The following is a 22,999-nucleotide window of genomic DNA, read 5'->3' on the forward strand; positions in this document are numbered from 1 at the left end:
TCAATAGAGGACTACGGTATTGCTGTCAGGCAGCGCGGGTTGATAAAAAACATGAAAATATCAGAGAGTTTTCGCAGTCATTTTATTCGTGAAGTGCTTATCCCTCTCATACTGGTATTACTGGTTACTTTTCTTGCCGCTTCATTTACCGTCTGGTGGGCCACGGCAAAAAGTAATGAAAATGCCGCAGCCGAACAGCAGCAAATCATTCAGACCACGCTCACGCAAAGCCTGAATGAGATGATCAAACAGCATCGCAGCCTGGCGCTGTGGCAGCCGCTGGGTCGACGACTCACGCGCGCGCCTCAGGATACAATCTGGCTTAATCAAAACGTCGGCTCATGGCTTTCTGACATGTTCGGGCATCAGTTGGTATATATCCTTGATGCGAAGAACCAGCCCATCTACCGCTGGGAAAACGGTAAAAATGTGCCGCTGGCGCGGTTTTCCCACCTTCAGCAGCCGGTTACTACGTTAATGGGCAAGCTCAAAGTGCCCTTTAGCAGTACCGATCACCACCGCGAAACCATTGACTATGCGCTGATTGACAATCGCCCGGTTGCCCTGGCAGCTGGCACCATTGCCGGTGAAAATGGCCTGAGCGCCGGTTTTACCCTGATCAGCGTTAAATATCTGGATGACCAGTATCTTAGCGCCCTTTCCGAACGCAGCCTGCTACGTGGATTACGCTATGCCGACGGACACCCCGCCGGCGCGGGTGCTAACTATCTGCTGAAAAACAGCGAAGGGAATTCGCTGGGTTATATCAGCTGGCAGCCTTACGCGCCGGGTACAGAAATGCTGCATGTTATCGGGCCGGTGGCGCTGGCGGTGGTGCTGATCATTAGCCTGATTTGCGGGGTGATGATCCGCCGTTTATGGCTCTCTTCACTCACGCTGTCGCAATCGCTCCTGCAACTGAGCGCCAGCGAAGCCCAGGCGCAACATTTGGCTTTTCATGATGTGCTGACCGGATTACCCAATCGGGCGCTGGTTGAAGACCGTCTGAACCAGGCACTGGGCAGGCGGATGCATAATGAGGAACAGGTTGCCCTGCTGTTGCTGGATCTGGATCGTTTCAAACTGGTGAACGATACCTACGGCCACCATGCGGGTGACGATCTCATTATCAGTGTCGGGCATCGCCTTACTGAATTGGTTAAAGATACGGATACGGTGGGCCGGTTAGGCGGAGACGAATTTGTGGTGATCGTGCAAGGGATTCGCTCTCCTCGCGAAGTTCAGCAGCTGTGCGAAAGCATTATCGAATCTCTGGCACGGCCCTTTACGCTGTTAGGCTGTGAAACCTGGATCGGCGTCAGTATTGGCGTGGCGACGGCACCGGACGATGCATCCGATCGCACCGAGATGATGCGTAAAGCGGATATCGCGCTCTACGAGGCAAAAAGCCACGGACGCGGACAATATCGCGTGTTTGAAGGGGTAATGGATGAGTCGGTAAAAACCCGGCAGCAGGTTGCCGCCGATTTGCGTATCGCGCTGCAAAACAAACGCGAGCTGGCGGTTTACTATCAGCCGTTGATGGATATTTCCGGCCAGCAGGTGGTGGGTCTGGAAGCATTGATGCGCTGGCATCATCCGGTTCACGGGCTGATCTCGCCCAACGAGTTTATTCCGCTGGCGGAAGAGATGGGGCTGATTATTCAAATTGGCGAATGGGTGCTGCGCGAAGCGTGTCGGGTATCGCTGGCCTGGCCCGATCTCTCCATCGCAGTCAACGTTTCGCCGCTCCAGTTCCGCGCGGCAGGTTTTGTTGAACGCATTAAAGCGATTGTGAAACAGGAAAAAACCCTGCCCACCCGTATTGAACTGGAAATTACCGAAGGCGTGCTGATTGAAGATGAAAAAGGGGCGCAGGAAATCATGAGCAAGCTGCGTCAGGCGGGCTTTAAGATCGCGCTGGACGATTTCGGCACCGGCTACTCAAGCCTGAATTACCTTAGCCATTTCTCGGTCGATAAAATCAAAATCGACCGTTCATTTACCCAGTCGCTGGGCGTGACGGAAAATTCAGTGGCGATTATTGAATCGGTAGTCAGGCTGGGTCAGGCGATGGGGCTGACCGTAACCGCCGAGGGTGTGGAGACCGACAGTCAGATGGCGGCGCTGGCAGAAGCGGGATGCAATCAGCTTCAGGGATTCCTCTTCTCGCAGGCGGTACCGGAAGCGCGTATCGCCGATTTGCTGAGCCACAGAAAAGCGGGTTGAACACAGCGACAAACTGCACCTGAGCCGCCAGGCATTGACTAGCGGCTTAGCAGGCGGCATCCATGCCAGCCCGACACGGCCGTCCATGGCCGTGACGCTTTATTACAGGCCCCTGCCCCTCACGCTTTGATAAAAGTGTTGTCTGTCGGTAAAGACAACACCTCGGGTCAGCACCGGTTTACTGTCAGAAAAAGCCCAGCGGCTGCACGCTATAGCTGACCAGCAGGTTTTTTGTTTGCTGATAGTGGTCGAGCATCATTTTATGCGTCTCCCGCCCAATACCGGATTTTTTGTAGCCGCCAAACGCGGCATGCGCCGGATAAAGATGATAACAGTTGGTCCAGACCCGCCCGGCTTTGATTGCCCGCCCTACCCGATACGCCCGGTTGATATCGCGTGTCCACAAGCCCGCGCCAAGACCGTAGATAGAATCGTTGGCGATGGCAATCGCTTCTTCTTCATCCTTAAAGGTGGTGATGCCGACCACCGGCCCGAAAATTTCCTCCTGGAAAACGCGCATGCTGTTGTTGCCTTTCAGCAGGGTTGGCTGAATGTAATAACCGGTGGAGAGCTCGCCTTCGAGCTTTTCGATGCCGCCGCCGGTCAGGATCTCGGCCCCTTCCTGCTGCGCAATGTCCAGATAAGAGAGGATTTTATCAAATTGCTGCTGTGAAGCCTGCGCGCCCACCATGGTCTCGGTATCCATCGGGTCGCCACGTTTAATCGTTTTTACTCTTTTCAGAACCGCTTCCATAAAGGGCGCATAAATAGATTCCTGCACCAGCGCCCGTGAAGGACAGGTACAAACTTCACCCTGATTTAAAAAGCCCAACACCACCCCTTCCGCCGCTTTCTCAATAAAGGAGGGTTCCGCCTGCATAATATCCTCAAAGAAGATATTGGGTGATTTCCCGCCCAGTTCGACGGTGGAAGGGATCAAGTTTTTAGCCGCCAGTTCAAGGATATGACCGCCGGTTGCGGTAGAGCCGGTAAAGGCGACTTTAGCAATACGCGGATTGCCTGCCAGCGCTTCCCCCGCCTCGCGACCGAAGCCATGGATCACGTTCAGCACGCCCGGCGGTAAAAGATCGGCGATTAATTCCACAAACAGCGTAATCGACAGCGGCGTCTGCTCAGCCGGTTTCAGCACCACGCAGTTACCTGCGCCCAGGGCCGGGGCGAGCTTCCACGCGGCCATAAGCAATGGGAAATTCCACGGAATGATTTGTGCAACAACGCCAAGCGGTTCATGGAAATGATAGGCAGCGGTAAACTCGTCAATCTCGGCGGCAGAGCCTTCCTGCGCGCGCAGGCAGCCGGCAAAATAGCGGAAATGATCGACCGCCAGCGGCAGATCGGCAGCCAGCGTTTCGCGAACCGGTTTGCCGTTATCCCAGGTTTCATTGACCGCCAGATATTCCAGATTTTCTTCCAGCCGGTCAGCAATTTTTAACAACGTCAGCGAACGTGCCTGGACTGACGTTTTGCCCCAGGCAGAGGCCGCCGCGTGCGCCGCATCCAGCGCTTTTTCCACATCCTCCTTACCAGAACGCGGAAACTTACCGATGACCGAGCCGTTTATCGGTGAGGTGTTAGTAAAGTAATCTCCATTGAGCGGCGCAACGAATTCACCGTTAATAAAATTGCCATACTGCGATTGCAGGGTAATCAGCGACGCTTTGTTGCCCGGATATGCATAACGCATCATCGTTCTCCTGTGAGGTAGCCCCACCAAAAGTTAACAATAAACAAACCAACGCTTAACATTATTGATAACAGCGAGAATGTCAGGTGTACAAAGTGGAAACTGTGATCGCGACACAAGGAAGGGAAGAATTTTACAGGTTGTGAGGTAAAGCACGACGGAGGATAAATATTCGCGCCGCGCGAGGGGAAGCTGCGGCGCGGTGAGCGAGTTTAGCCGGACAGAGCACCCGATGCTGTACGTTTTTCTGGGCGCTGTTGCTGCCAAAAAGCCTGAAGCAGCTGAAGCGGCCAGACGGGTTCAGACTGATGCGTTAACAGACTGCTGGTGGCGTCATCATGCTGACTGTTTTGCAAACAGGCCGTCATGATGGTGCCGGTAAATTCCGGGTGGAACTGGAATGAGAGGGCCTGCTGGCTGTAGCGAATAATCTGGCACTCATCCATTGCCGAGGTTGCCAGCACCTGAGCGCCCTCCGGGGCTTGCAGCACTGACTGCTGATGCGAGAGCCACGCCGAAAAGTGCGGAGGCAACGAGCTCAGTAACGGATCTTTCTCGCAGCCGGGTTGCGTTGCGATCCTCTGCTGTCCCCGTTCCACGCCGCGCGGATTGTCATCCACCAGCCCGCCCAGCGCATAAGACATCAATTGATGACCATAGCAGACGCCAAGCAGCGGCAGCTGGTGGTCCATTGCGCTGCGGATCCAGGCGGCCGTGCGCTCACTCCAGTCGGCATGATCGGTCACCATCGCCCAGGAGCCGGTCAGAATAGCCGCAGACAACGAAGCGGGATCCGGCAGGGCTTCGCCCAGATCGGGTCGGATGACACGATATTCATCCGGCTGCAAATCCAACGCCGCAACGAACCAGTGCTGCTGTTCACCCACGCTTGCCACCACGCCTTCAGGCGGCGTTTCCAGCTGAATAATCGCTAACGGAAGAGAGGCGTTCATTGACCATCCTTATGTAAGTTGCATCCTGCTCACTGACGGCAGGCGTCAGTGAATTATCATCGCATGGGGTGTACCGGCTGTCACAGAACTTTTTCTGCAACTGACACCCTAAAAAGTCATATCAGCAGGAGAAAAATGGTGAGCGGATGCGTAAAACAGGGGCAATTCATGCCATGATAAAAAGCTCACGCTGACTTTAAGGATTGCTCCGTGGCTTTGCGTCATTTTTTCCTGATTTTGCTGGTGGTCACTACCTGGGCCTTTAATAACATTGCGGTAAAATGGGGGCTGGTCGATCTCCCGCCGCTGTTTCTGACGTTGATGCGCTTTGTGGTGGTCGCGCTGATCCTTATTCCTTTTACTCGAATCACCCGCGATCAGCTGCGTTATCTGATCCCGCTGGCTTTTACCTTCGGTTTTCTGCATTTTTCACTGCTGTTTGTCGGCCTGAAATATACCGATGCCGGAACAGGCGCCATTGTCGTGCAGCTGGGGACACCGTTTGCCATGGTGCTGGCGATGATTTTCCTTAAAGAAAAACTGTCGCTGGTGCAGATGCTCGGCATTGCGATTTCGCTTTCAGGCGTCGTGGTCTTATCGGGCAGCCCGACCATTCCCGCCTGGTGGGTACTGTGCCTGCTGCTGTGCAGCGCGGCAGGCTGGGCAATCAGTAATTTGATCGTCAAAAAATCGCCGTCAATCAAGCCGCTAACCCTGACTGCCTGGCTGTCGTTTTTGGCCATCCCGATTGTGGGGACCGCTTCGCTGCTGCTGGAATCCGATCAGCTGACCAGTCTTGCGCATGCTTCCTGGCGCGGCTGGTTTGGCATTTTCTACAGCGCAATTTGCTCTTCCATCATCGCTTATTCTTTATGGTATGGCCTGCTGCGCAGTTACAACGTCAATCTGATTATGCCCTACTCGCTTCTGACCCCCGTATTATCAGTCATCATGGGCGTGCTGGTGCTGGGCGATAGCATGAACAGCTTTAAAATTATCGGCTCGCTGCTGGTGGTTGCCGGTACGGCGCTTGCGGTTATCAACCTGCGTAATCTGCGCATGCATGCGCGCCTGCCCAAACGTCGACGCCTGCGTTAGCACCAGGCAAAAGGCGTGTTCCATTGCTACTTTTAGCCTGCTGCACACCGTAAGGTTTACCGGCGAGGTCAACACGTTGAGGCTTTACTGAGCCAGACGGATGTCCTGATCGATAGTTTTCGTGCCGATGCGTTAAGTGTGGCTTTCTGGCACACCGCTAATCTGGTCACGCTCTGCTGAGCCGCTGGGTTCGTCACCGGCAAGCTGGACGAAATAAGAGCGCCCTGAATAAGATTACGCAGAGAATAAAGCTGGCGTAAAAACCAGCTTTATCTGGAAGGATTAAACAGGTAACTGAGGCAGGATGCCCTTAGCTCCCTGCAAAAGCCCTTCCGTACTTAAATCTTCATCAAGTTCTGGCCAGTAAATGCCATAACCCGCAGCAGCAGGTTGCCAGTTCTTACGCTGCCCGGGCGAGCCAGCAGCAAGTCGGGGATACCAGGCGACGGGAACAGATAAGCTGCGCCCATCCATCAGTTCAACAGTCATAAGCTGTTCATCCATATGAACATTCATGACACGAGAATCATTCTCTCTTGTTAAAATAAGCATTCCAGGCCTCCTGAAGTCGAATCCGATTTTCGGTAACCAACCGCTGAAGCTCGCGAAGCTCATAGTTGGCAAAGCTTATATTGTGAGCAATGCTGACATCATGCAACCATAATTTAGCTGTAAAATTGTCCTTATCAATATGTATATGTGCAGGTTCATTAGGTTCATGACTGTAAAAGTAAAACCGGTAAGCGCCGATCCTCAACACCGTTGGCATTGTTTCTTCATCCCTGAATAAGTTGCTGACCATTCGGGGAGGATAATGCGGGTCGGTTCAAATATCGTCAGATAAAAGCAACATATGCGAGGCTTTTCGCAGACCTTTACGTCTTAACGAAAAACCTCTGGCTGACTGCCGGTTACTACTCTTCTTCATCCTCGGCCAGTTCATCGCGCATTGCCTGAAGCGCTTCGCGGCTCAGCGCCGCCAGCGTGCGGTAAAACGCGGTGCTGGCATGTGCTTCGACTTTTCCGAGGAACTGGCCGCACCACGGCAGCAGATAGTCATCAAACAACATGATTTGCGCCTGCGCCTCGTCGGCTTCCGACTGATCTTCCAACCATGATGAAGCCAGCAGCAGCGCGCCAAAATGGTCAGCAGGCGCATCGCCGAGCGGCATACCACGGCTTTGCAGAAACGCACGAACTTCACTCTCCTGCGGGCCATTTTCCCACTGCGAACCATAAGGCGGCACCTTACAGTCGCTGCCGACGAACAGCGCATTGTAATCGGTGGCCAGCGCCAGCGGATCGCTGTTTTGCTGTAAACGCGTCAGCAGTTCATCCTGCTCCAGCGGCCAGTGCTGCTGTAATTTGCCTTCACGCAGCAGGGTAAACAGCGGCACCAGCAGCGGATCCTGCGGCTGGCGATTGTAGAGCGAGCCAAGGATACGGCAGATGATTGAAAATTCATTCATAACGGTCAGTCCATTCAGAGATTAATTGTGACAGGGTCACATATTGGCAAATTCAGTAATCGTTTTGCCCATGGGCGGTTTGGATTGCTGGAAGTATAAATGACCTGCCGTTATAAATGCTAAATCATTAGCAATGATAGGGTGAGAGCCTCTGTCGGGCAAAAAAAACTGCTCTGTGCGAGGAAGCTCGGGCAAAAAGGCCCGTATGGACTAAATGAGTATGTGGCAAACATTAGAATATTAGATTTACATTATTAGATTTTACCATTAGGATTACCTAATCCTGGGAGGATATGTTCTTTAACATTTGGGGGCATGATGGTCGAAGTGGTTTGGTCGAAGCATGCATTGAAGCAACTGATCAAAGTTGACAGCCGCTACCGTAAAACCATTCTGGAGAGAACTCAGCGGTTAGTCGCTTTCCCTGTGGTCGTTCTTGATATAAAAAAGCTCCAGACTAGTGAAAATCAGTACAGGCTACGTGTTGGAGACTACCGAATAGTGTTTGAACTAATAAAGGGTAATCCAGTGGTTATCATGATTGAACAAGTGATGCGCAGAACCTCCAGAACTTACTGATACAAGGCGGAGTATTCCGCCGCTATATTTCATGACATTTGCCGAGATCCAAGCAAACCGGATAAATTATGTCAAAACAATACATTTATGACGAAACAGGGAAGCCGCAATTCGTTGTGCTGCCTGTTGCAGAATACGAAAAACTTCTTTCAGAAACTGAGGGTGAGTGGGAAGTTATACCTGTTGAAGCAGATGAACATGATAACGAAACAGTACCCGGTGCTGTAGTAAACATCATGGTTGAACAAGATGTAAGTTTACAAGCCGCATGGCGTATCTATCGCAACCTGTCCCAGCAATATATTGCTGAAAAATTGGGCACGACCCAAAGTGCAGTCTCTCAACTTGAGCGCATTGAGAGTAAACCACAGAAGAAAACCCGTGAACGCCTTGCGAAGCTTTATAATTGCCGCCCGGAACAATTAGTGCTTTAAATTGAAAGGCTACCGTAGCAGGTAGCCTTTGATTTAGTTAATACTATAGGTTTTATTCTCACCTAAACCATCGCTATAGACTTTTTTTAGGTTGAGCTTGTTATCATCGATGCTAAACGTAATCACTGCATCAGCAGGGCATTACACCATCTGCCGGTGCTTTCAGGATTGTCAGAAGCCCAAATGACTTTATCCGCTTCCAGCTTCCAGCTTCCAGCTTCCAGCTTCCATTTAATAGTCCATCACTGGCGAGAACAATGCTTAATAAAACAAAAATTCAGCTTACAGCTTTTGCTGTTATATTAATCACAATGGTAATTTTTATTAGCCAGCAAGCTAAAGAAACAAAAATAGTGGCCGTCATTGACGGCCTGGTCTTTGTTGAAAACGCGCCTGATAACAGTGAAAATAAAATTACATGGTGGAACAATAACAAATCGTTACTACAAAACAAATACCACCTTATCCCTGAGAACGACTACTTCACTCTTCCAATAATGAACTTTGGTGACGGTTACGTAAAACTTCCGCACGCTAATTTTTTATCAGGCGACAATGAAGGAGATTATATATGTGATAACTCGATAAAAAATGAAAAGCGCTGCATCAAGAAAGAGACCAGTTTTACAGTGATGGGTGAAATGAAGAGTAGCCTGTTTATCTCCATTAATGGTGAAATGTATAAACAAAATAAGACTGATAAAAGTATGTTCTCACCTGTGCCTTGAAGCGATCGTTTTCGCTCAGACAGGATACTTAAATTTCTATAGATTATACTCTGCGGTAATTTCTTGCACCTGCTTATCTCCAGGGTACTTTTTTTGCAACTGCTTCTGTTGTTTACGAGCGGCACCACAATATTTATCAACTGAAGCCTCGATTTGCTCCTGCTCAGATTTTGACCAAGAGCTATCCCATTCACCCGCGAAATGCTGACAATCCTCAGCATTGTTCTGGAAAGCTTCAACATCAGCAGGTAGTGCATTAGCCTGTACGGCAGAGCAACCTGCTGAAAATAGTAAAATTGCCAATGGCGTAAACTTAATTTTCATTTTATCTCCCATCTGTAGACCAGTGTGTCTTATCACCATCGCCGCCATAAAATTTGATCACTCTACATGCAGACGGGACATGCCATAAGCTGCAACCATAGCACTGGCTGCATATAAACCTGATTGTCGTGCTTACCTGAAATTTATGCACCCAGTTTGCACCACTCAGCGCCTTCATCTCTTTCTCTCTCTCCATTATAAAAAATAAGGCTATTTCAGACACCGTGAAGGTTAAAACAACTACGGCGAATTGAAACGATTACCTCAGGAAAAACCTTTTCAATATCCGTCGAATAATGTTTTAGAAATAGCGCCGTTATCATCTGTGAAGCAGATAGCAGTCACACCACAATCCAGTCTCAAAATCAGCGGTATGCGAATTCTGCTCAGGGCATAACCGTTGCCCCGCACGGATCTCGCCTGAATGGCTCAGTCTTTTACATGTAAAACTTTGCCAAAAATATAGCGGCAAAATTCTTTTTTAACATGATATGGCCAGTGTGGCGGATCGGTAACAACGGTTCCCAGCAATGCCATTTCCTGATGTTTCTCTGCTTTACGCTCTTTGTACTCCTCAGAGTCATAGCCCATGGTTTCGATCACCAGCGCTACCGCTTCGCTTTCTCCAGGCGGCGTTACATAAAGCATAAAGTCGGGTCTAACCGTTAGCTTTTCTCCTTCATCTTCAATGTCCATATCAAAAATCGGCTTAATGAGATTCAGACGATCTGGCGGCGTGATATTTTCATTGTTGCTCAGCCATTTGCTCATCTTAATGATATTTTTCAGTGTTTCCCTTTCCCTGTTACTGTCTACAGGAACAGGACACACCATATCAAAAGCCGCACAGGCAAAACCTTTGTAACAGATAACTTTCCCCTCCCGGTTTCGTCTGAATTCCAGGATGGCCCAGTATGGAGGGCGACACCCTTCCGCACCGGTGCCCTCGGCGTTGATAGTCATTCTCTGAGAGGGCGAAAACCGATAAAACGTCCCTTTTACTTTGCAACTGACAGTTTCCCTGTCGAGCTCCTGAGCCAAAACAATCAGATAAAAGCAGACTGCTTTACGGCTGTCCCAGTCACTTTCTTCAAGGCTGGTCATCAGTTCCTCACGCGCCTTATCGCTCATCCAGGGGGTGAAGTGGATAATCTCCGAAAGTTTACGTTCCTTATAAAAGCAGTGCTGCTCTGTTACTTTCTTTAGCGCGTTAACCGCATTCATCATGGAGAGGTTAGTCGCGTCAGGATATAAACAAAGCTCATTAATACGGGCAGCATCAAGTAGCGTTAACAGGGTCCGTCCAATGGCTGGAATTCTTTTGCCTGTTGCGCGTTTGCGTTCACCCTCACTTCCGGTGCCGCCACTGATACGCGCTGGTTTTTCTGCTTCCGGTAAAAAATTACTGAAGCTTACCGGGCGTAATACTACGGCTTCGGGTTCGGCCTGAGTTTCAGTGCCAGATTTTTTCAGGCGAAATAACGGGCATCCTGAAAGATGAACCCCCGAAGAAGGAACACGCCGGATAAAGGCGCCTTTTACAGAAGTGTTTAGTGCGGGTGAGTCAGCGTTGCAGTCGCATTGCAAAAAAAGTTTACGCTCCCGCATTTCGTCAAGGATCTTTTCAACTGAGGCTTTTTCGCCATAGCGTTCTTTCCGCCCGCTTCCACAGACATTAAAAATCGCCTGCTTCTCTTCCGGTTCAAGTTCTCGTTCTTTATGGCCTCGTGGATTTTCTTTCCATACAAGTTTCAAACTCCCTCCATTTGCTGCCATCCATTCGGCAGCATTACTTTATACGGTTCGCTCATTAGAAACGCCAGCTGATGCCAGCGCCATTGCCCTGCCCTTAAAAGCTCATAACTACAGTATTGTGTTTATCTGAATAGCGCAAGAATCGTCAGGCGGCGCGCATATTCGCAAAATGCCAGTAATGCGGCGCGTCCGCCATATCCGGGCCATGGTCGGTTATCGCCAGCAGCTTAATGCCATAAGTCTGCGCCTGCTGCGTGTCGTCTCGCAGCGTGCTGTAGGCGTGCGTGCTGGCAATCGTGTGCATATGAAGGTCAGCGGGATACCTATTTCTCTCCTGAGTTAAGCAGGAATAGCCGCAGTGACGTTAATAGCCCCGACTGAGGTCAACGCGGCCAGCCGGCATCTCACCCGCTTCACGCTGTTGAATCGCGTGAGCAAGATAGTCCATCGCTTCATCAGGTAATGTGACGGCAGCATTGTGCGGCGTGATCGCAATCGCCGGATGCGCCCAGAAAGGATGATCTCTCTTTAGCGGCTCTTCAACGAAAACGTCCAGCGCAGCTCCTTTGACCTCGCCCGCCTCAATCGCCGCCAGCAGGTCTTCCTCAACCAGATGCGCGCCACGCGCCAGGTTGATCAGATAAGCTTCGGGCTGGAGTTTGCTGAGTAACTGACGGTTAAGGATGCCCTCGGTCTGAGGCGTGTTTGGCAACAGATTGATCAGCACTTTGCTACCGGAAAGAAACGCATTCAGCTGGTCTGCGCCATGAAAACTGGTAACGCCAGGTAAATCTTTCGGTGAACGGCTCCAGCAACGCACCGGAAATCCCCAGAAGCGCAGGCTTTCGGCCACGCTGCTGCCCAGTACACCCGCGCCGAGAATACCGATACTAAACGCCTCACGCGAGTTGTTCGTCAGGTGTTGCCAGCGGGCCTCGGTCTTCAACTGCTGATATTCATTGAAGCGACGGAACCAGCCCAGCACGTGCCAGACGGCATATTCCTGCATCTGACGGCCCATTCCGGTATCTTCCAGCCGGAACAAAGGCACATTTTCAGCCAGCATGGTCGGATGCTGACGCAGCTGGCTGAGAATATCGTCCACGCCGGCCCCTAAAGCAAATACGCCTTTCAGCTCGCTACGTCCTTGCAGCATTTCTAACGGCGGCTGACGGACCAGCGCGTAATCCGCATGCGCCTCATCACCTGGCTGCCAGACACGAACGCGAGCGTTCAGCCGCTGCTGTAATCCATTAATCCACTTTTCCGCTTTAAATGAAGGATGATAGAAAATGATGTCCACGTTTGCTCTCCTGTTTTTCTCAGGCTCTGAGAAAAAGCCGCCGCTGGCAAGAAATAATTGGTTGTATGCTTATAATATCGCACACAATTATTAGCGTGATGTACTTATCAGCTTGCGCAACAGCGGCATCAGCATCAATAAAATCAGCCCCGTCGCTGCACTGCCCCAGCCAAGCAGACTGAAAATATGACTGTAGCCAGGATTGGTTAGGGCAGGAGAACTGCCGCTGTTTTCCGGCATCATTCCAGAAACGTAGCCAGACAGCACCGAGGCGACGCCCGTTACCATCATCCAGCCGCCCATCATCACGCCCTGATAGCGGGCCGGAGCCAGTTTGCCAATCATCGCGTAGCCCACCGGAGAGATCAGCAGTTCGGCGATACTCTGCAAAATGTAGCTGATAACGATCCACTTAAACGCCACCATGCCGTCAGCACCCGCAAACATAATGCCCAGCGGCAGTACCAGCATGCCCAGTCCGATGCAAAAAAGTGAAGAAGCGAACTGTAGAGGAATATCAATCCGCCAGCCGCGTTCCCGCAGATTGCGGAAACCCACAGCCAGCAGCGGCCCGCCGAAGACAATTACCAGGGTGTTGATATTCTGTATCCACTGCGGCGATATCTGAATGCCATAGACATGGCGCATAATGTTGTATTCGGTAAACAGCATCAGGCCCATCGGCGCCAGCTGATAGAGCGTCCAGAACACCAGCGCACCCACCGCCAGCATCAGATAGGCCGTCATACGACGCTGTTCGTCACGCGGGCGATGCCGTAGCGTGATAAAAGCAAGTAGCAGGAAAATCGCCGCGCCGACCACCAGCACAAAGCTGCCGGTGAAATCAGCATGGGTCAGCAGCAGCCTGATAATCGGCACCAGTATCACTAAAATTGCCAGCCCGGCCAGCATTCTCTGGCGAAACTGGCTGCGGTTTACGTGTAATAAAGGCGTATTGATATCGGCTAACATTCGCCAGCGCAGCAGCGTAATCGTGATGGCTACTATGTTGCCAAGCGTGGCAAACAGGAACAGCGCCTGATAATGCTCGCCGATCTGGAAATAACCTGCGCCGGTAAAACCAATAAAGAAACCGAGGTTCATGCCCGCATAATTCCAGAGAAAAGCGCTTTCGCGGCGATTATCATCCGGCGTAAAGCGCTGGGTCAGCATCATGTTAATGCAGGTGACGTTCAGGCCGCTCCCGGTCAGAAACATTGCCAGCCCCCAGTACAACCCCTCCGCGCTTTGCCCGGAAAGGATCCAGCAGCCGATAATTTGCAGGATCATGCCCAGCACAAAAAGATTGCGATTGCTGAGATAGCGCCCGCCAAGATAGCCACCAAACAGGTGCAGGCCATAGTTAAACGCCCCGAAGACGCCCATCATGGTATTGGCCTGTGCTTCACTGAATCCCAGGCGCTTGGTGGCGTACAGCACCAGCGTCGAATAGAGCACGGCGAAACCCAGTGTGGCGAAGATTTGCATAAAGAACAGCGAGCCGGTGCCGGTTGGCGCGGCAGGCGGGGTTTTTCTTGTCACGGTATCCACTACTTACCTCATGATTTTTCTGTCGGCAGAAGTGCATTATTATGCACGTTGTGCCGCATATTACTCTCCCGTAAAAGTGTTTTGCCGTCAGAAATGGTTTTTTTGCCGATTAAAGCAGCAAAGTGGTTTAAAACTGGCTGAACGAACAGAAAAGTATTGAAAGAGTGTTGACCGGCGAACAACTTTTCCCTACATTACCGGCCACGCAACCGAGGTTGCGGAACGATACGGTGAGGTGTCCGAGTGGCTGAAGGAGCACGCCTGGAAAGTGTGTATACGGCAACGTATCGGGGGTTCGAATCCCCCTCTCACCGCCATATTTAACGAGAAAGCCTGAGCAAAAGCTCAGGCTTTTTTGTTGTTGTCATCGTGCTGACTCATGTTCTTCGCGTTTTTCAGCTGAAAGCTCAGGTTTTATCACTATTTGAGCTCCATTGCGGCTTTCATGGTATAGAACAGATCGGTTTGATCGGTCAGACCTACGACATTCGCGGCGTGCGGGCCATAAGCGGCAATGCGCAGTTGTGTACCGGTATGTCCCTGTGACTCTTCTTCTGAGTTACCGTAGCTGATGGTCATTGGGCTACCTTCTTTAGTCATCAGCTTCTGCGTCAGTCCCGGTGCTTTACTGTCATTAGCGATAATCTGGCTGGAGTGCGCATGGTCGGCAGTAACAATAACCAGCGTATTGCCGTCTTTACGGGCAAATTCCAGCGCTTTTTGCACCGCTTCATCCAAATCAACCGTTTCGCCAATCTGTCCACACGGATTAGCAACGTGGTCCTGCTTATCAATGGAAGCGCCTTCCACCTGCAGGAAGAAGCCGTTCTGATTTTTGCTTAGCAGTTCAATGGCTTTATCGGTCATCTGCGCCAGTGTCGGAGTCGATGCCGGACGCTCGCTGTTAACTTCACAGCTCACCGCTTTATCCTCCAGATTGCCATGATAAGTGGCTTTCGGTCCTTTCCAGCGTACCGGCATATTGCCTTCAGCAAACAGCCCTAATATTGGTTTGTCATGCGTCGCTTCCTTCAGCGCATTCATCCCATCAAGATTGTTAACCAGCTGATAACCGCGCAGCTTCGCCTGCTCCTCCAGGGTTTTGCCCTGCCATTCGCCTGCTTTTGCCGTTTCGCCAAAAGTCTTTCCTCCGCCGCCAAAGGTTACATCAGCCCTGGCGTTTAACAGCTGTTCGGCAATCGATCCTTTGCCGCCCTTCTCTAACGCGTTGCTGGCACAGATTTCAGTGGTTTTTTCCGGGCCATAACATTTTCGTGATGTCACGTGCGCAATCTGGGCGGCTGGCGTTGCATCTTCAAGTTCAGCCGTTGAGACGTTGCCGGTCGCTTTGCCTGCGGCTTTCGCGATTTCCATAATAGTAGGATGATCGTGGCCGTTAACGTCTACCCCGATTGCGCCATTATACGATTTTACGCCGGTGCTCCAGGCCGTGGCGGAGGCCGCGGAATCAGTAACATAGTCAGGTTTGTGGGTTTTCTTATCAAGCGCGTAGTGAGTGTACTGACCGGTGAGCGGCAGTGCGTCGATGCCCTTGAAAAAACCGCCCGCCCCTTCGGCATAGTTACGTGCGGCGGTAATTTCAGAATCGCCCATGCCGTCGCCAATCAGCAAGATGACGTTTTTAGCCTGATTGCTGTTTAACGACGCTTTCAATGCGGCCGTTTGATCTTCCGTGAGGCGACGCGCGCCCCCGGGCTGAGTGATATCACCCTGCGCGGCGCGGGCGGCAGTGTCTGCCCAGGTCGGGGAAGAGACGAGGCTGGCAAGCAAAGTTAATGCAAAAAGATTCCGGGATTTCATCAGACTAACGCTCCATAAGAAAATATGACCAAAGATTTCAGGCCTTCAGTCTGCGACACAACCATGACAATTTTGTGTCGGCCGGATGTTGCTAAGATGACAGGCGACGCGGTGCCGCTGGCAGAATAAGCGGATGTTGTATGCTGCTTAAGCGGCCAGAATAAAAAGAAAAATCTTCTTGACCCGACGGGGCCGACTCCCTATAGTAGCGCCCCGTCGCCCAGTGAGGCGGAGAAGTAGAAAAACGTGGTGAGGTGTCCGAGTGGCTGAAGGAGCACGCCTGGAAAGTGTGTATACGGCAACGTATCGAGGGTTCGAACCCCTCTCTCACCGCCATAATTTAACGAGAAAGCCTGAGCGAAAGCTCAGGCTTTTTTGTCTGCCTGTTTCCCGGAGTGAGGGTGAGCCACCGGCACTAACGGCCTGAGACATGCCTCTCACGTCGTTATTATTCGATCAAAAAAGCCCGGAACACAGTCCGGGCTTGCTATAAAATTTTAAGCAGCTAGTTATAAGCCGCCAGCGTGCGTTGACAAAGCACAGAACGCACGCAGTCATCTTTCCCAAAACGCACCACGCTGACCATTCCGTCGTCCTCAAAGCGCTCAAGCGCATCGGCGAGGCCCGACTTCACGTGCGGCGGCAAATCACACTGGGTGATATCACCGTTAACAATCACCGTGACGTTTTCCCCAAGGCGAGTCAGGAACATTTTCATCTGGGCGGCGGTGACGTTTTGCGCCTCATCAAGTATCACCACGGCATTCTCAAAGGTACGTCCGCGCATATAGGCAAAGGGGGCAATTTCTACCTTGCCGATTTCGGGACGCAGGCAGTACTGCATAAAGGAGGAGCCAAGACGTTTAACCAGAACGTCATAGACCGGGCGAAAATACGGGGCGAATTTCTCTGAGATATTACCGGGCAGGAAGCCCAGATCTTCATCCGCCTGTAGCACCGGACGCGTGACAATTATCCTGTCGACATCCTTGTTTATCAGGGCCTCTGCCGCTTTCGCAGCGCTAATCCAGGTTTTACCACAACCTGCTTCGCCGGTGGCGAAAATCAGTTGCTTGCACTCTATGGCTTTTAGATAGTGCGCCTGAGCTTCATTTCGGGCAGAAATGGGCGAATGGTCACGGGTATCGCGAGCCATGCCAATTGCATCTAACCCACTCATATGCACCAGCGAGGTGACCGATTCGTCTTCACGCTGACGATGACTGCGTGAATCGCTACGAAGCACACGTTTCGCTTCCCGACGAGCTTTGATCACTGCTTTCTGTCTTCCCATAGTGACACCTTACAGTTGGTTTCATTTCCCGCATTTTGCAGCAATGCGATTACGTGAACGCTTTAGAGGTTTCAGTGGCTTCCTTGTAAGCCTTTTCTGGCCGTTGAGAATGGCGCGCGGCAGAGCCTGGCACCGGATTGCATAGCATTGAGAATACTGGCGGTTTGAAGGGTAAAGTAACAGAGAGGCTTGGTGGCAGTCGCACCTTCACGAAGAACGGCGATAAATGTATTTTGACACTGGTATCCATTAGCGGACTTTGTCATGGCGATCTCCGTGTTGAACACTGAACGACCTTTGGCAACTGCTGTTAATAACATTTGCATAATCTATAACTAAATTGCAACATCTATTTTCGCGTACGCAGCAAAAAAAAACCAAATAGCGGCCGCCACCTGGTGATTTTATATATTATATGTTTTAAAACAATGAGTTAATTATTCCGCTAAAGGGCGAAATGCCCGTGTGAATTTTTAGATTTAAGAAAAACCTGGCGGATGAATAATATGATTAAAAAACAACCTGCCGCACGCGACAGGCTGAAAGAGATAATCATCAGGCCTGCAATAATGCCTGCCCAAGAAAATGTTTATCGTCAATGACGCCGGGCAGCACAAAGAAATAACCGCCGCCGACCGGCTTGATATATTCCTCAAGCGCTTCGCCATTAAGCCTTTTTTGCACGGCCAAAAATCCCTTCTCTAAATCGTGCTGATAACAAACAAAAAGCAGGCCCATTTCCAACTGCCCCGCATTGGAAACGCCCAGCGAGTAGCTGTAGCCACGACGCAACATCAGGTTCTCTTGCGTTTCAGGCGTGCGGGGATTTGCCAGCCGGATATGCGCATCCATGGGGATGACGGCCCCTTCTGGATCGCTGGCATAGTCAGGCACATCACGTTCATTGTGCATGCCTAATGGCGCGCCGCTGTGCTTCACCCGGCCGAAAATGTTTTCCTGTTCGCGCAGCGGCGTTCTGTCCCAAAATTCCACGCGGAACTGAATAATGCGCGCAGCCTGATAGCTGCCGCCCACCGCCCAGGCGGGTTCGTCCTGATCCGCCGTCACCCACAGAATTTTATCCATCAGTGTCTGACTGGCCGAATCCGGGTTGGCCGTCCCGTCTTTGAAGCCCAGCAGATTGATGGGCGTTTCCTTCCCTTTACTGCGCGCGGCATGATCGGAAATAAAACCTTCACGCCGCCAGCGCACGCTGAGTAAATCCGGCGAGTGCTTGATGATATCGCGCAGCGCATGAATGACCGTGTCATTGGTATTGGCACAGATTTGCAGCAGTAAATCGCCGTGACACAGTTTGCTATCCAGCGCGTCGTTAGGAAAACGCGTCATCGCCTGCAATTTCTGCGGTTTCAGCGCCTGCAAACCGTAGCGTTCGTCAAACAGCGAATGGCCAGCCGATACGGTGATGGTCAGGTTATCGGGCCAGATATTATCGCCAAGAATGCCGGAATCCATTGGCGGCAGCTGTGGATTAGTCACCAGCGGTGCTTTACCGCCCTGAGTCAGAAAAGCAATGCGTTCGGTGAGTAATCTGAACAGCCGCTCCAGGTCTGTTTTATCCGTTGCCAGCACATCAAAAGCCACGATCATCATCGCCGCCTGCTGTGGCGTCACGATACCCGCCTGATGCGCGCCGTAAAACGGCTGGGCTTCCTGCCGGGAATTCGGTGATAAGGCACCGGGTGAGAACGATTTTTCCTGCGCCTGAACCGGACAGCCGCCGCCAACGGCAAGGGCACCGCTAAGGATGCCCATGCCTTTCAATAAACGACGACGCGACGGTTCAGGCGCGTCGTCTGCTAAATGCCTTGCCATAAAAAATCAGTCCAGTCCCAGCGTACCGCGCAGCTTAGCGAGATCTTCGGCCAGCGTGGTAATCGGCCCTTTCATCGCGTTGCGGTCGGCATCGGTCAGTTTGTCGTAAGACTCGTAGCCTTCATGGGTGCGGTATTTGCTTAAAATCACGTCAACTTTTTTAAAGTTCGCATCCACTCTGCTTAGCAAGGTGGCATCGGCTTTTTGCAGCATGGGACGCAGCAGGTCGACAATTTTTTGTGCGCCGTCAACGTTCGCCTGGAAATCCCACAGGTCGGTGCGGCTGTAGCGATCTTCTTCACCGGAGATCTTGCTGGAGGCGACTTCTTCAATCAGATCGGCCGCGCCGCCTACCACTTTGCCCGGTGGGAAAGCCAGCTCGTTAATCCGTTTTTGCAGATCCAGCGTATCGGCATAGAGCTTGTCGGCGTAAGGCTGCATGCCCTGCGTGCTGTTATCGCCAAACAACGCCTTTTCCAGACGGTGGAAACCGGTGAATTTCGGATCGGCGGCTTTTTTCTCGTAGTCGTCTTCACGCGCATCAATGCTGCCATCAAGATCGGAGAAGAGTTCAGCGATAGGTTCAATGCGCTCATAATGGCGGCGCGTAGGTGCGTACAGCGCTTTTGCTTTGGCAGTGTCGCCCGCTTTTATCGCATCGGTAAAGGCTTTGGTGCCCGCCACCAGCTCCGTTACCTGCTGGGTAACCCAGGTTTTGTAGTCGGTAATCGGCACGGTCAGTTGCAAAATATCCGGCTTGCCGTTAACCGGTGCGCTGTTGCCTTTCACAATCAGCTTGCCTTTCGCGTTGCTCAGCAAGCCGCAGGTCATCTCATATTCGCCCGCTTCCAGATTAGCAGTCAGTTTTTGCGTAAAACCAGGCGCGATATTCTCACGCTCTTCCACGACCATTACCCCCTTCAGAATTTCCCATTCCAGACCTTTCTGGCTGTGGTTCTGAATAATGAACTGCGTCTTTCCCGCATTAACGGTGACGGTCATTGGATCGCACTGCTTATCGTTGACGCTGATTTTAACCTGCGGCACATCGGCCGCGACGGCAGAGCCGGATAATAACGCGAGAAGCGCCGCTTGCAGTGCGGTATGACGGAAACGATGAATCATAGTCAATCCCTGTAAAAGTTGACGTGCCTGCAATCAGGCACGGACAAAAGCTTAACGCGTGGTGCGTAATGTGGAAGCGGGCGGGCGCGCAGGCATAAAGAACAGCAGCAGCGCCGGTATTAAGTAAATCAGCCAGGCCGCCACTTCACTGACGCTGGGGGCTTCCTGATAGCCGAAAAAGCCTTCAAGTAAGGTGCCTGTCAGGGTGCTGGTCGAAAGCGTGTTGCTGAAATCGAAGGCGACAGACTGGAACGCATTCCACAAACCGGCCTCATGGAAAGCCCGAATAGCGCCCGCCGCCAGCCCGGCCGCCACGAAGAGGATAAACAGGCCGGTCCATTTGAAAAATACCGCCATGTTGAGCCGCACGCCGCCCCAGTAAATCAGCATGCCGAGCACAATGGCCGTTGCCAGACCCAGTATGGCGCCTACGGGAGGTGCAATGCCCACATCCTGCTGAAATGCCGCCAGCAGGAAAAACACCGATTCCAGCCCTTCACGCGCAACGGCAAGAAAAACCATCACGATCAGTGCCCAGCCGCTGCCTTTGCCTTTCTGCAATGCGTTGTCGACCGCGCCTTCGAGCTGGACTTTAATATTGCGCGATACTTTGCGCATCCAGAACACCATCCAGGTAAGAATACAGACGGCAATGGTCGCAACGATGCCTTCAAACAGCTCCTGCTCTTTTTGCGGAAATTCGCCGGTTGTTGCGTTAATAAAATAGCCGAGACCCAGGCAGAGCGTGGCGGCGACAAAGACGCCAAGCCACATTGCACCAAACCACTCGCTGCGCTGAGTGCGCTGGAGATAGCTGGCAATCAGGCTGACGATCAGCGCGGCTTCCAGCCCTTCACGTAACATAATCAGAAAAGGGACAAACATAGATACCTTCAAGCGTGACGGGCGTTGAGCACCGGTAAAGAAGTGTAAATACAAACGATACCGATTATCATTATCGCCACAAAAAATACAAGTGGCCCGGAAAGGTATTTTCGCGATTTGCCTCGCGCCGGGCGCCCTCGCGTGACAGCTGCACGGGCAATCGCTCTGATTCACCCATTAAAAAGGCCCGCCGGAGCGAGCCTGCAAAAAGACACCCATTTTAAAGCGCGAGGGACACGGCACTGGAGTAGGCCATGGACGGCCCGTGTCGAGCTGGCAAAGATGCCGCTTTTTGCATCTTTACGGAAGGCCCGCGTCCCTGCGCCGTGTTTACGATCGCAAAGCAAGCAGATTAATGCGTATTGAATTCCGCTTCCGCAGTTTCAAAACGCTGTATCGCCGCGGCGGAAGGTTTACTACCCAGCAGGCTGAACACTACAATGCCGAGGCTGGCAAAGACGAAACCAGGAATGATTTCGTACAGATCCAGCCAGGCGTAATGCTTCCAGATCAGCACGGTTGCCGCACCGATAACGATACCGGCCAGCGCGCCGTTGCGGGTCATGCGTTTCCACATCAGCGAGAAAATCACGACCGGCCCAAAAGCGGCACCGAATCCTGCCCAGGCATAGCTCACCAGACCCAGCACGCGGTTTTCCGGGTTAGAAGCCAGCGCGATAGCAATAACCGCAACCAGTAAGACCATCAGACGCCCTACCCATACCAGCTCACGCTGGGTGGCATTTTTGCGCAGGAAGTTTTTATACAAATCTTCGGTCAGCGCGCTGGAGCACACCAGCAGCTGGCAGCTCAGCGTAGACATAACCGCCGCCAGGATCGCGGAAAGCAGAATACCGGCAATCCATGGGTTGAACAGAATGCGCGCCAGCTCAATGAAGATTCGCTCGCCGTTTTCGGTTACGCCTGCTGCCTGCTCAGGATGGTTCTGGAAATAAGCGATGCCAAAGAAGCCCACGGCAACCGCTCCCGCCAGGCACAAGACCATCCAGGCCATACCAATACGGCGTGCGCTGCGGATAGACCGGTGGGAATCCGCCGCCATAAAGCGCGCCAGAATATGCGGCTGGCCGAAATAGCCCAGACCCCAGCCCAGCAGTGAAATCACCGCGACAAAGTTCATATTTTTCAGCATATCGAGATTTTCGACGCTTTTGGCCTGAATAACCTGAAGGGAATCGCTCAGGCCGCCCACGGCAAAAATGACAATCACCGGCGTCAGGATCAGCGCAAAAATCATCAGGCTGGCCTGCACGGTATCGGTCCAGCTGACCGCCAGGAATCCCCCGACAAAGGTATAGATGATGGTGGCTGCTGCACCTGCCCACAGTGCCGTCTCGTAACTCATCCCGAAGGTGCTTTCAAACAGACGCGCACCGGCCACAATCCCTGAAGCGCAATAAATGGTGAAGAAAACCAGAATGACCAGTGCGGAAATCACCCGCAGGATTTTACTGTTGTCTTCAAAACGGCTGGAGAAAAAATCCGGCAGCGTTAGCGCATTATCATGATGCTCGGTTTGCACGCGCAGGCGTCCGGCGACGATTTTCCAGTTCAGGTAAGCGCCCAGCGTCAGGCCAATGGCGATCCAGCTTTCTGAAATACCGGAAAGAAAAATGGCACCAGGCAGGCCCATCAACAGCCAGCCGCTCATATCAGAAGCCCCTGCTGACAGCGCAGTGACCAGGGCACCCAGACTTCGTCCTCCCAGGATATAGTCGTCAAAATTCTTGGTCGAGCGGTATGCCATAAAACCGATCAGCACCATGCCGAGGATATAGACGCAAAAGGTCACCATCATTGGTGTACTTACTGTCATTCAGGTTCTCCACTTATTATTGTTAATGTGCAGCCGCCGGGTTGCACCCTGACCACGCTGGAACGGCGCGCGG

Annotated in this window: 20 protein-coding genes, 2 tRNA genes and 1 pseudogene; 7 read left to right on the forward strand and 16 right to left on the reverse strand. The window is 52.0% G+C overall.

The features are described 5' to 3' along the window. Positions 1-51: 51 nt before the first annotated feature. Complete coding sequence (locus EHV07_RS13120) at positions 52-2,229, forward strand: EAL domain-containing protein (protein ID WP_147198489.1); 2,178 nt, start codon at positions 52-54, stop codon at positions 2,227-2,229. A gap of 184 nt (positions 2,230-2,413) precedes the next feature. Here EHV07_RS13120 and EHV07_RS13125 read toward each other — a convergent pair whose 3' ends face one another. Beyond that, positions 2,414-3,934, reverse strand: coding sequence for an aldehyde dehydrogenase family protein (locus tag EHV07_RS13125; RefSeq protein WP_147200618.1), 1,521 nt, complete (start codon positions 3,932-3,934; stop codon positions 2,414-2,416). 212 nt (positions 3,935-4,146) lie between these two features. Then, positions 4,147-4,887: a glutamine amidotransferase gene (locus EHV07_RS13130; RefSeq protein ID WP_147198490.1), complete on the reverse strand. Its 741-nt coding sequence runs from the start codon at positions 4,885-4,887 to the stop codon at positions 4,147-4,149. 210 nt (positions 4,888-5,097) lie between these two features. Between EHV07_RS13130 and EHV07_RS13135 the strand changes: the two genes are divergently transcribed. Further along, positions 5,098-5,985 (forward strand): DMT family transporter, encoded by an 888-nt coding sequence (locus EHV07_RS13135; protein WP_147198491.1) that lies wholly within the window; start codon positions 5,098-5,100, stop codon positions 5,983-5,985. A gap of 282 nt (positions 5,986-6,267) precedes the next feature. Here EHV07_RS13135 and EHV07_RS13140 read toward each other — a convergent pair whose 3' ends face one another. The 3 genes from EHV07_RS13140 to EHV07_RS13150 form a co-directional block, all read right to left on the reverse strand. Further along, on the reverse strand, positions 6,268-6,537 hold the full coding sequence (locus EHV07_RS13140; RefSeq protein WP_147198492.1) for a DUF2442 domain-containing protein: 270 nt from the start codon (positions 6,535-6,537) through the stop codon (positions 6,268-6,270). Further along, positions 6,512-6,787 carry a DUF4160 domain-containing protein gene (locus tag EHV07_RS13145; RefSeq protein WP_371419639.1) on the reverse strand — a complete coding sequence of 92 codons (276 nt, stop codon included), beginning with the start codon at positions 6,785-6,787 and terminating at the stop codon, positions 6,512-6,514. The genes EHV07_RS13140 and EHV07_RS13145 overlap by 26 nt, the downstream gene beginning before the upstream one ends. Positions 6,788-6,899: 112 nt before the next feature. After that, positions 6,900-7,454, reverse strand: a complete 555-nt coding sequence (locus tag EHV07_RS13150) for a molecular chaperone (protein WP_147198494.1) — start codon at positions 7,452-7,454, stop codon at positions 6,900-6,902. Positions 7,455-7,772: 318 nt separating this feature from the next. Between EHV07_RS13150 and EHV07_RS13155 the strand changes: the two genes are divergently transcribed. The 3 genes from EHV07_RS13155 to EHV07_RS13165 all read left to right on the forward strand — a co-directional run bounded on the left by EHV07_RS13155 (position 7,773) and on the right by EHV07_RS13165 (position 9,195). Further along, complete coding sequence (locus EHV07_RS13155) at positions 7,773-8,033, forward strand: type II toxin-antitoxin system RelE/ParE family toxin (RefSeq protein WP_147200619.1); 261 nt, start codon at positions 7,773-7,775, stop codon at positions 8,031-8,033. Positions 8,034-8,101: 68 nt separating this feature from the next. After that, positions 8,102-8,467 carry a helix-turn-helix domain-containing protein gene (locus EHV07_RS13160; protein ID WP_147198495.1) on the forward strand — a complete coding sequence of 122 codons (366 nt, stop codon included), beginning with the start codon at positions 8,102-8,104 and terminating at the stop codon, positions 8,465-8,467. A 257-nt stretch (positions 8,468-8,724) separates the two neighbouring features. Further along, positions 8,725-9,195, forward strand: a complete 471-nt coding sequence (locus EHV07_RS13165) for a DUF943 family protein (RefSeq protein WP_147198496.1) — start codon at positions 8,725-8,727, stop codon at positions 9,193-9,195. 36 nt (positions 9,196-9,231) lie between these two features. Here EHV07_RS13165 and EHV07_RS13170 read toward each other — a convergent pair whose 3' ends face one another. From EHV07_RS13170 to EHV07_RS13190, 5 genes and pseudogenes are all read right to left on the reverse strand, one after another. After that, positions 9,232-9,519: a hypothetical protein gene (locus EHV07_RS13170; RefSeq protein ID WP_254446242.1), complete on the reverse strand. Its 288-nt coding sequence runs from the start codon at positions 9,517-9,519 to the stop codon at positions 9,232-9,234. 429 nt (positions 9,520-9,948) lie between these two features. Then, positions 9,949-11,295 (reverse strand): hypothetical protein, encoded by a 1,347-nt coding sequence (locus EHV07_RS13175; protein WP_147198498.1) that lies wholly within the window; start codon positions 11,293-11,295, stop codon positions 9,949-9,951. 133 nt (positions 11,296-11,428) lie between these two features. Further along, positions 11,429-11,578, reverse strand: a pseudogene (locus EHV07_RS13180) (phosphatase); the annotation flags it as partial. 60 nt (positions 11,579-11,638) lie between these two features. After that, entirely contained in the window at positions 11,639-12,577 is a 939-nt protein-coding gene (gene ghrA / locus EHV07_RS13185) for a glyoxylate/hydroxypyruvate reductase GhrA (protein WP_147198499.1), read from the reverse strand. 90 nt (positions 12,578-12,667) lie between these two features. Beyond that, positions 12,668-14,065 carry a peptide MFS transporter gene (locus tag EHV07_RS13190; protein ID WP_147200620.1) on the reverse strand — a complete coding sequence of 466 codons (1,398 nt, stop codon included), beginning with the start codon at positions 14,063-14,065 and terminating at the stop codon, positions 12,668-12,670. Between the two features lie 292 nt (positions 14,066-14,357). Between EHV07_RS13190 and EHV07_RS13195 the strand changes: the two genes are divergently transcribed. Beyond that, positions 14,358-14,445 (forward strand) — tRNA-Ser (locus tag EHV07_RS13195). A 103-nt stretch (positions 14,446-14,548) separates the two neighbouring features. Here the strand turns inward: EHV07_RS13195 and phoA are convergent. Next, positions 14,549-15,949, reverse strand: coding sequence for an alkaline phosphatase (gene phoA / locus EHV07_RS13200; RefSeq protein ID WP_147198500.1), 1,401 nt, complete (start codon positions 15,947-15,949; stop codon positions 14,549-14,551). Between the two features lie 248 nt (positions 15,950-16,197). Here phoA and EHV07_RS13205 point away from each other — a divergent pair. Continuing rightward, positions 16,198-16,285: transfer RNA gene (locus tag EHV07_RS13205), tRNA-Ser, on the forward strand. Between the two features lie 169 nt (positions 16,286-16,454). Here EHV07_RS13205 and phoH read toward each other — a convergent pair. The 5 genes from phoH to putP all read right to left on the reverse strand — a co-directional run bounded on the left by phoH (position 16,455) and on the right by putP (position 22,926). Continuing rightward, the gene (gene phoH / locus EHV07_RS13210) at positions 16,455-17,243 is read right to left on the reverse strand and encodes a phosphate starvation-inducible protein PhoH (protein ID WP_147198501.1); all 789 of its coding nucleotides are present in this window, start codon (positions 17,241-17,243) and stop codon (positions 16,455-16,457) included. A gap of 555 nt (positions 17,244-17,798) precedes the next feature. Continuing rightward, on the reverse strand, positions 17,799-19,079 hold the full coding sequence (efeB, locus tag EHV07_RS13215) for an iron uptake transporter deferrochelatase/peroxidase subunit (protein ID WP_147198502.1): 1,281 nt from the start codon (positions 19,077-19,079) through the stop codon (positions 17,799-17,801). A 6-nt stretch (positions 19,080-19,085) separates the two neighbouring features. Then, a complete protein-coding gene (efeO, locus tag EHV07_RS13220) occupies positions 19,086-20,204 on the reverse strand; it encodes an iron uptake system protein EfeO (RefSeq protein WP_147198503.1) in 1,119 nt (372 codons plus the stop codon). Between the two features lie 51 nt (positions 20,205-20,255). Further along, positions 20,256-21,089: an iron uptake transporter permease EfeU gene (gene efeU / locus EHV07_RS13225; protein WP_147198504.1), complete on the reverse strand. Its 834-nt coding sequence runs from the start codon at positions 21,087-21,089 to the stop codon at positions 20,256-20,258. 352 nt (positions 21,090-21,441) lie between these two features. Beyond that, positions 21,442-22,926 (reverse strand): sodium/proline symporter PutP, encoded by a 1,485-nt coding sequence (gene putP, locus EHV07_RS13230; RefSeq protein WP_147198505.1) that lies wholly within the window; start codon positions 22,924-22,926, stop codon positions 21,442-21,444. Between the last annotated feature and the right edge of the window lie 73 nt (positions 22,927-22,999).

Origin of the sequence: Pantoea sp. CCBC3-3-1 (genome assembly GCF_007981265.1) — a bacterium.
GTDB lineage: Bacteria > Pseudomonadota > Gammaproteobacteria > Enterobacterales > Enterobacteriaceae > Erwinia.

Bases quoted from the DNA above. Each gene is read 5' to 3' on its own strand.
- EHV07_RS13120 (WP_147198489.1), top strand. From the start codon at position 52: ATGAAAATATCAGAGAGTTTTCGCAGTCATTTTATTCGTGAAGTGCTT.
- EHV07_RS13125 (WP_147200618.1), bottom strand. From the start codon at position 3,934: ATGCGTTATGCATATCCGGGCAACAAAGCGTCGCTGATTACCCTGCAA.
- EHV07_RS13130 (WP_147198490.1), bottom strand. From the start codon at position 4,887: ATGAACGCCTCTCTTCCGTTAGCGATTATTCAGCTGGAAACGCCGCCT.
- EHV07_RS13140 (WP_147198492.1), bottom strand. From the start codon at position 6,537: ATGCTTATTTTAACAAGAGAGAATGATTCTCGTGTCATGAATGTTCAT.
- EHV07_RS13145 (WP_371419639.1), bottom strand. From the start codon at position 6,787: ATGGTCAGCAACTTATTCAGGGATGAAGAAACAATGCCAACGGTGTTG.
- EHV07_RS13150 (WP_147198494.1), bottom strand. From the start codon at position 7,454: ATGAATGAATTTTCAATCATCTGCCGTATCCTTGGCTCGCTCTACAAT.
- EHV07_RS13155 (WP_147200619.1), top strand. From the start codon at position 7,773: ATGGTCGAAGTGGTTTGGTCGAAGCATGCATTGAAGCAACTGATCAAA.
- EHV07_RS13160 (WP_147198495.1), top strand. From the start codon at position 8,102: ATGTCAAAACAATACATTTATGACGAAACAGGGAAGCCGCAATTCGTT.
- EHV07_RS13165 (WP_147198496.1), top strand. From the start codon at position 8,725: ATGCTTAATAAAACAAAAATTCAGCTTACAGCTTTTGCTGTTATATTA.
- EHV07_RS13170 (WP_254446242.1), bottom strand. From the start codon at position 9,519: ATGAAAATTAAGTTTACGCCATTGGCAATTTTACTATTTTCAGCAGGT.
- EHV07_RS13175 (WP_147198498.1), bottom strand. From the start codon at position 11,295: ATGGCAGCAAATGGAGGGAGTTTGAAACTTGTATGGAAAGAAAATCCA.
- EHV07_RS13190 (WP_147200620.1), bottom strand. From the start codon at position 14,065: ATGCAAATCTTCGCCACACTGGGTTTCGCCGTGCTCTATTCGACGCTG.
- phoA (WP_147198500.1), bottom strand. From the start codon at position 15,949: ATGAAATCCCGGAATCTTTTTGCATTAACTTTGCTTGCCAGCCTCGTC.
- phoH (WP_147198501.1), bottom strand. From the start codon at position 17,243: ATGGGAAGACAGAAAGCAGTGATCAAAGCTCGTCGGGAAGCGAAACGT.
- efeB (WP_147198502.1), bottom strand. From the start codon at position 19,079: ATGGCAAGGCATTTAGCAGACGACGCGCCTGAACCGTCGCGTCGTCGT.
- efeO (WP_147198503.1), bottom strand. From the start codon at position 20,204: ATGATTCATCGTTTCCGTCATACCGCACTGCAAGCGGCGCTTCTCGCG.
- efeU (WP_147198504.1), bottom strand. From the start codon at position 21,089: ATGTTTGTCCCTTTTCTGATTATGTTACGTGAAGGGCTGGAAGCCGCG.
- putP (WP_147198505.1), bottom strand. From the start codon at position 22,926: ATGACAGTAAGTACACCAATGATGGTGACCTTTTGCGTCTATATCCTC.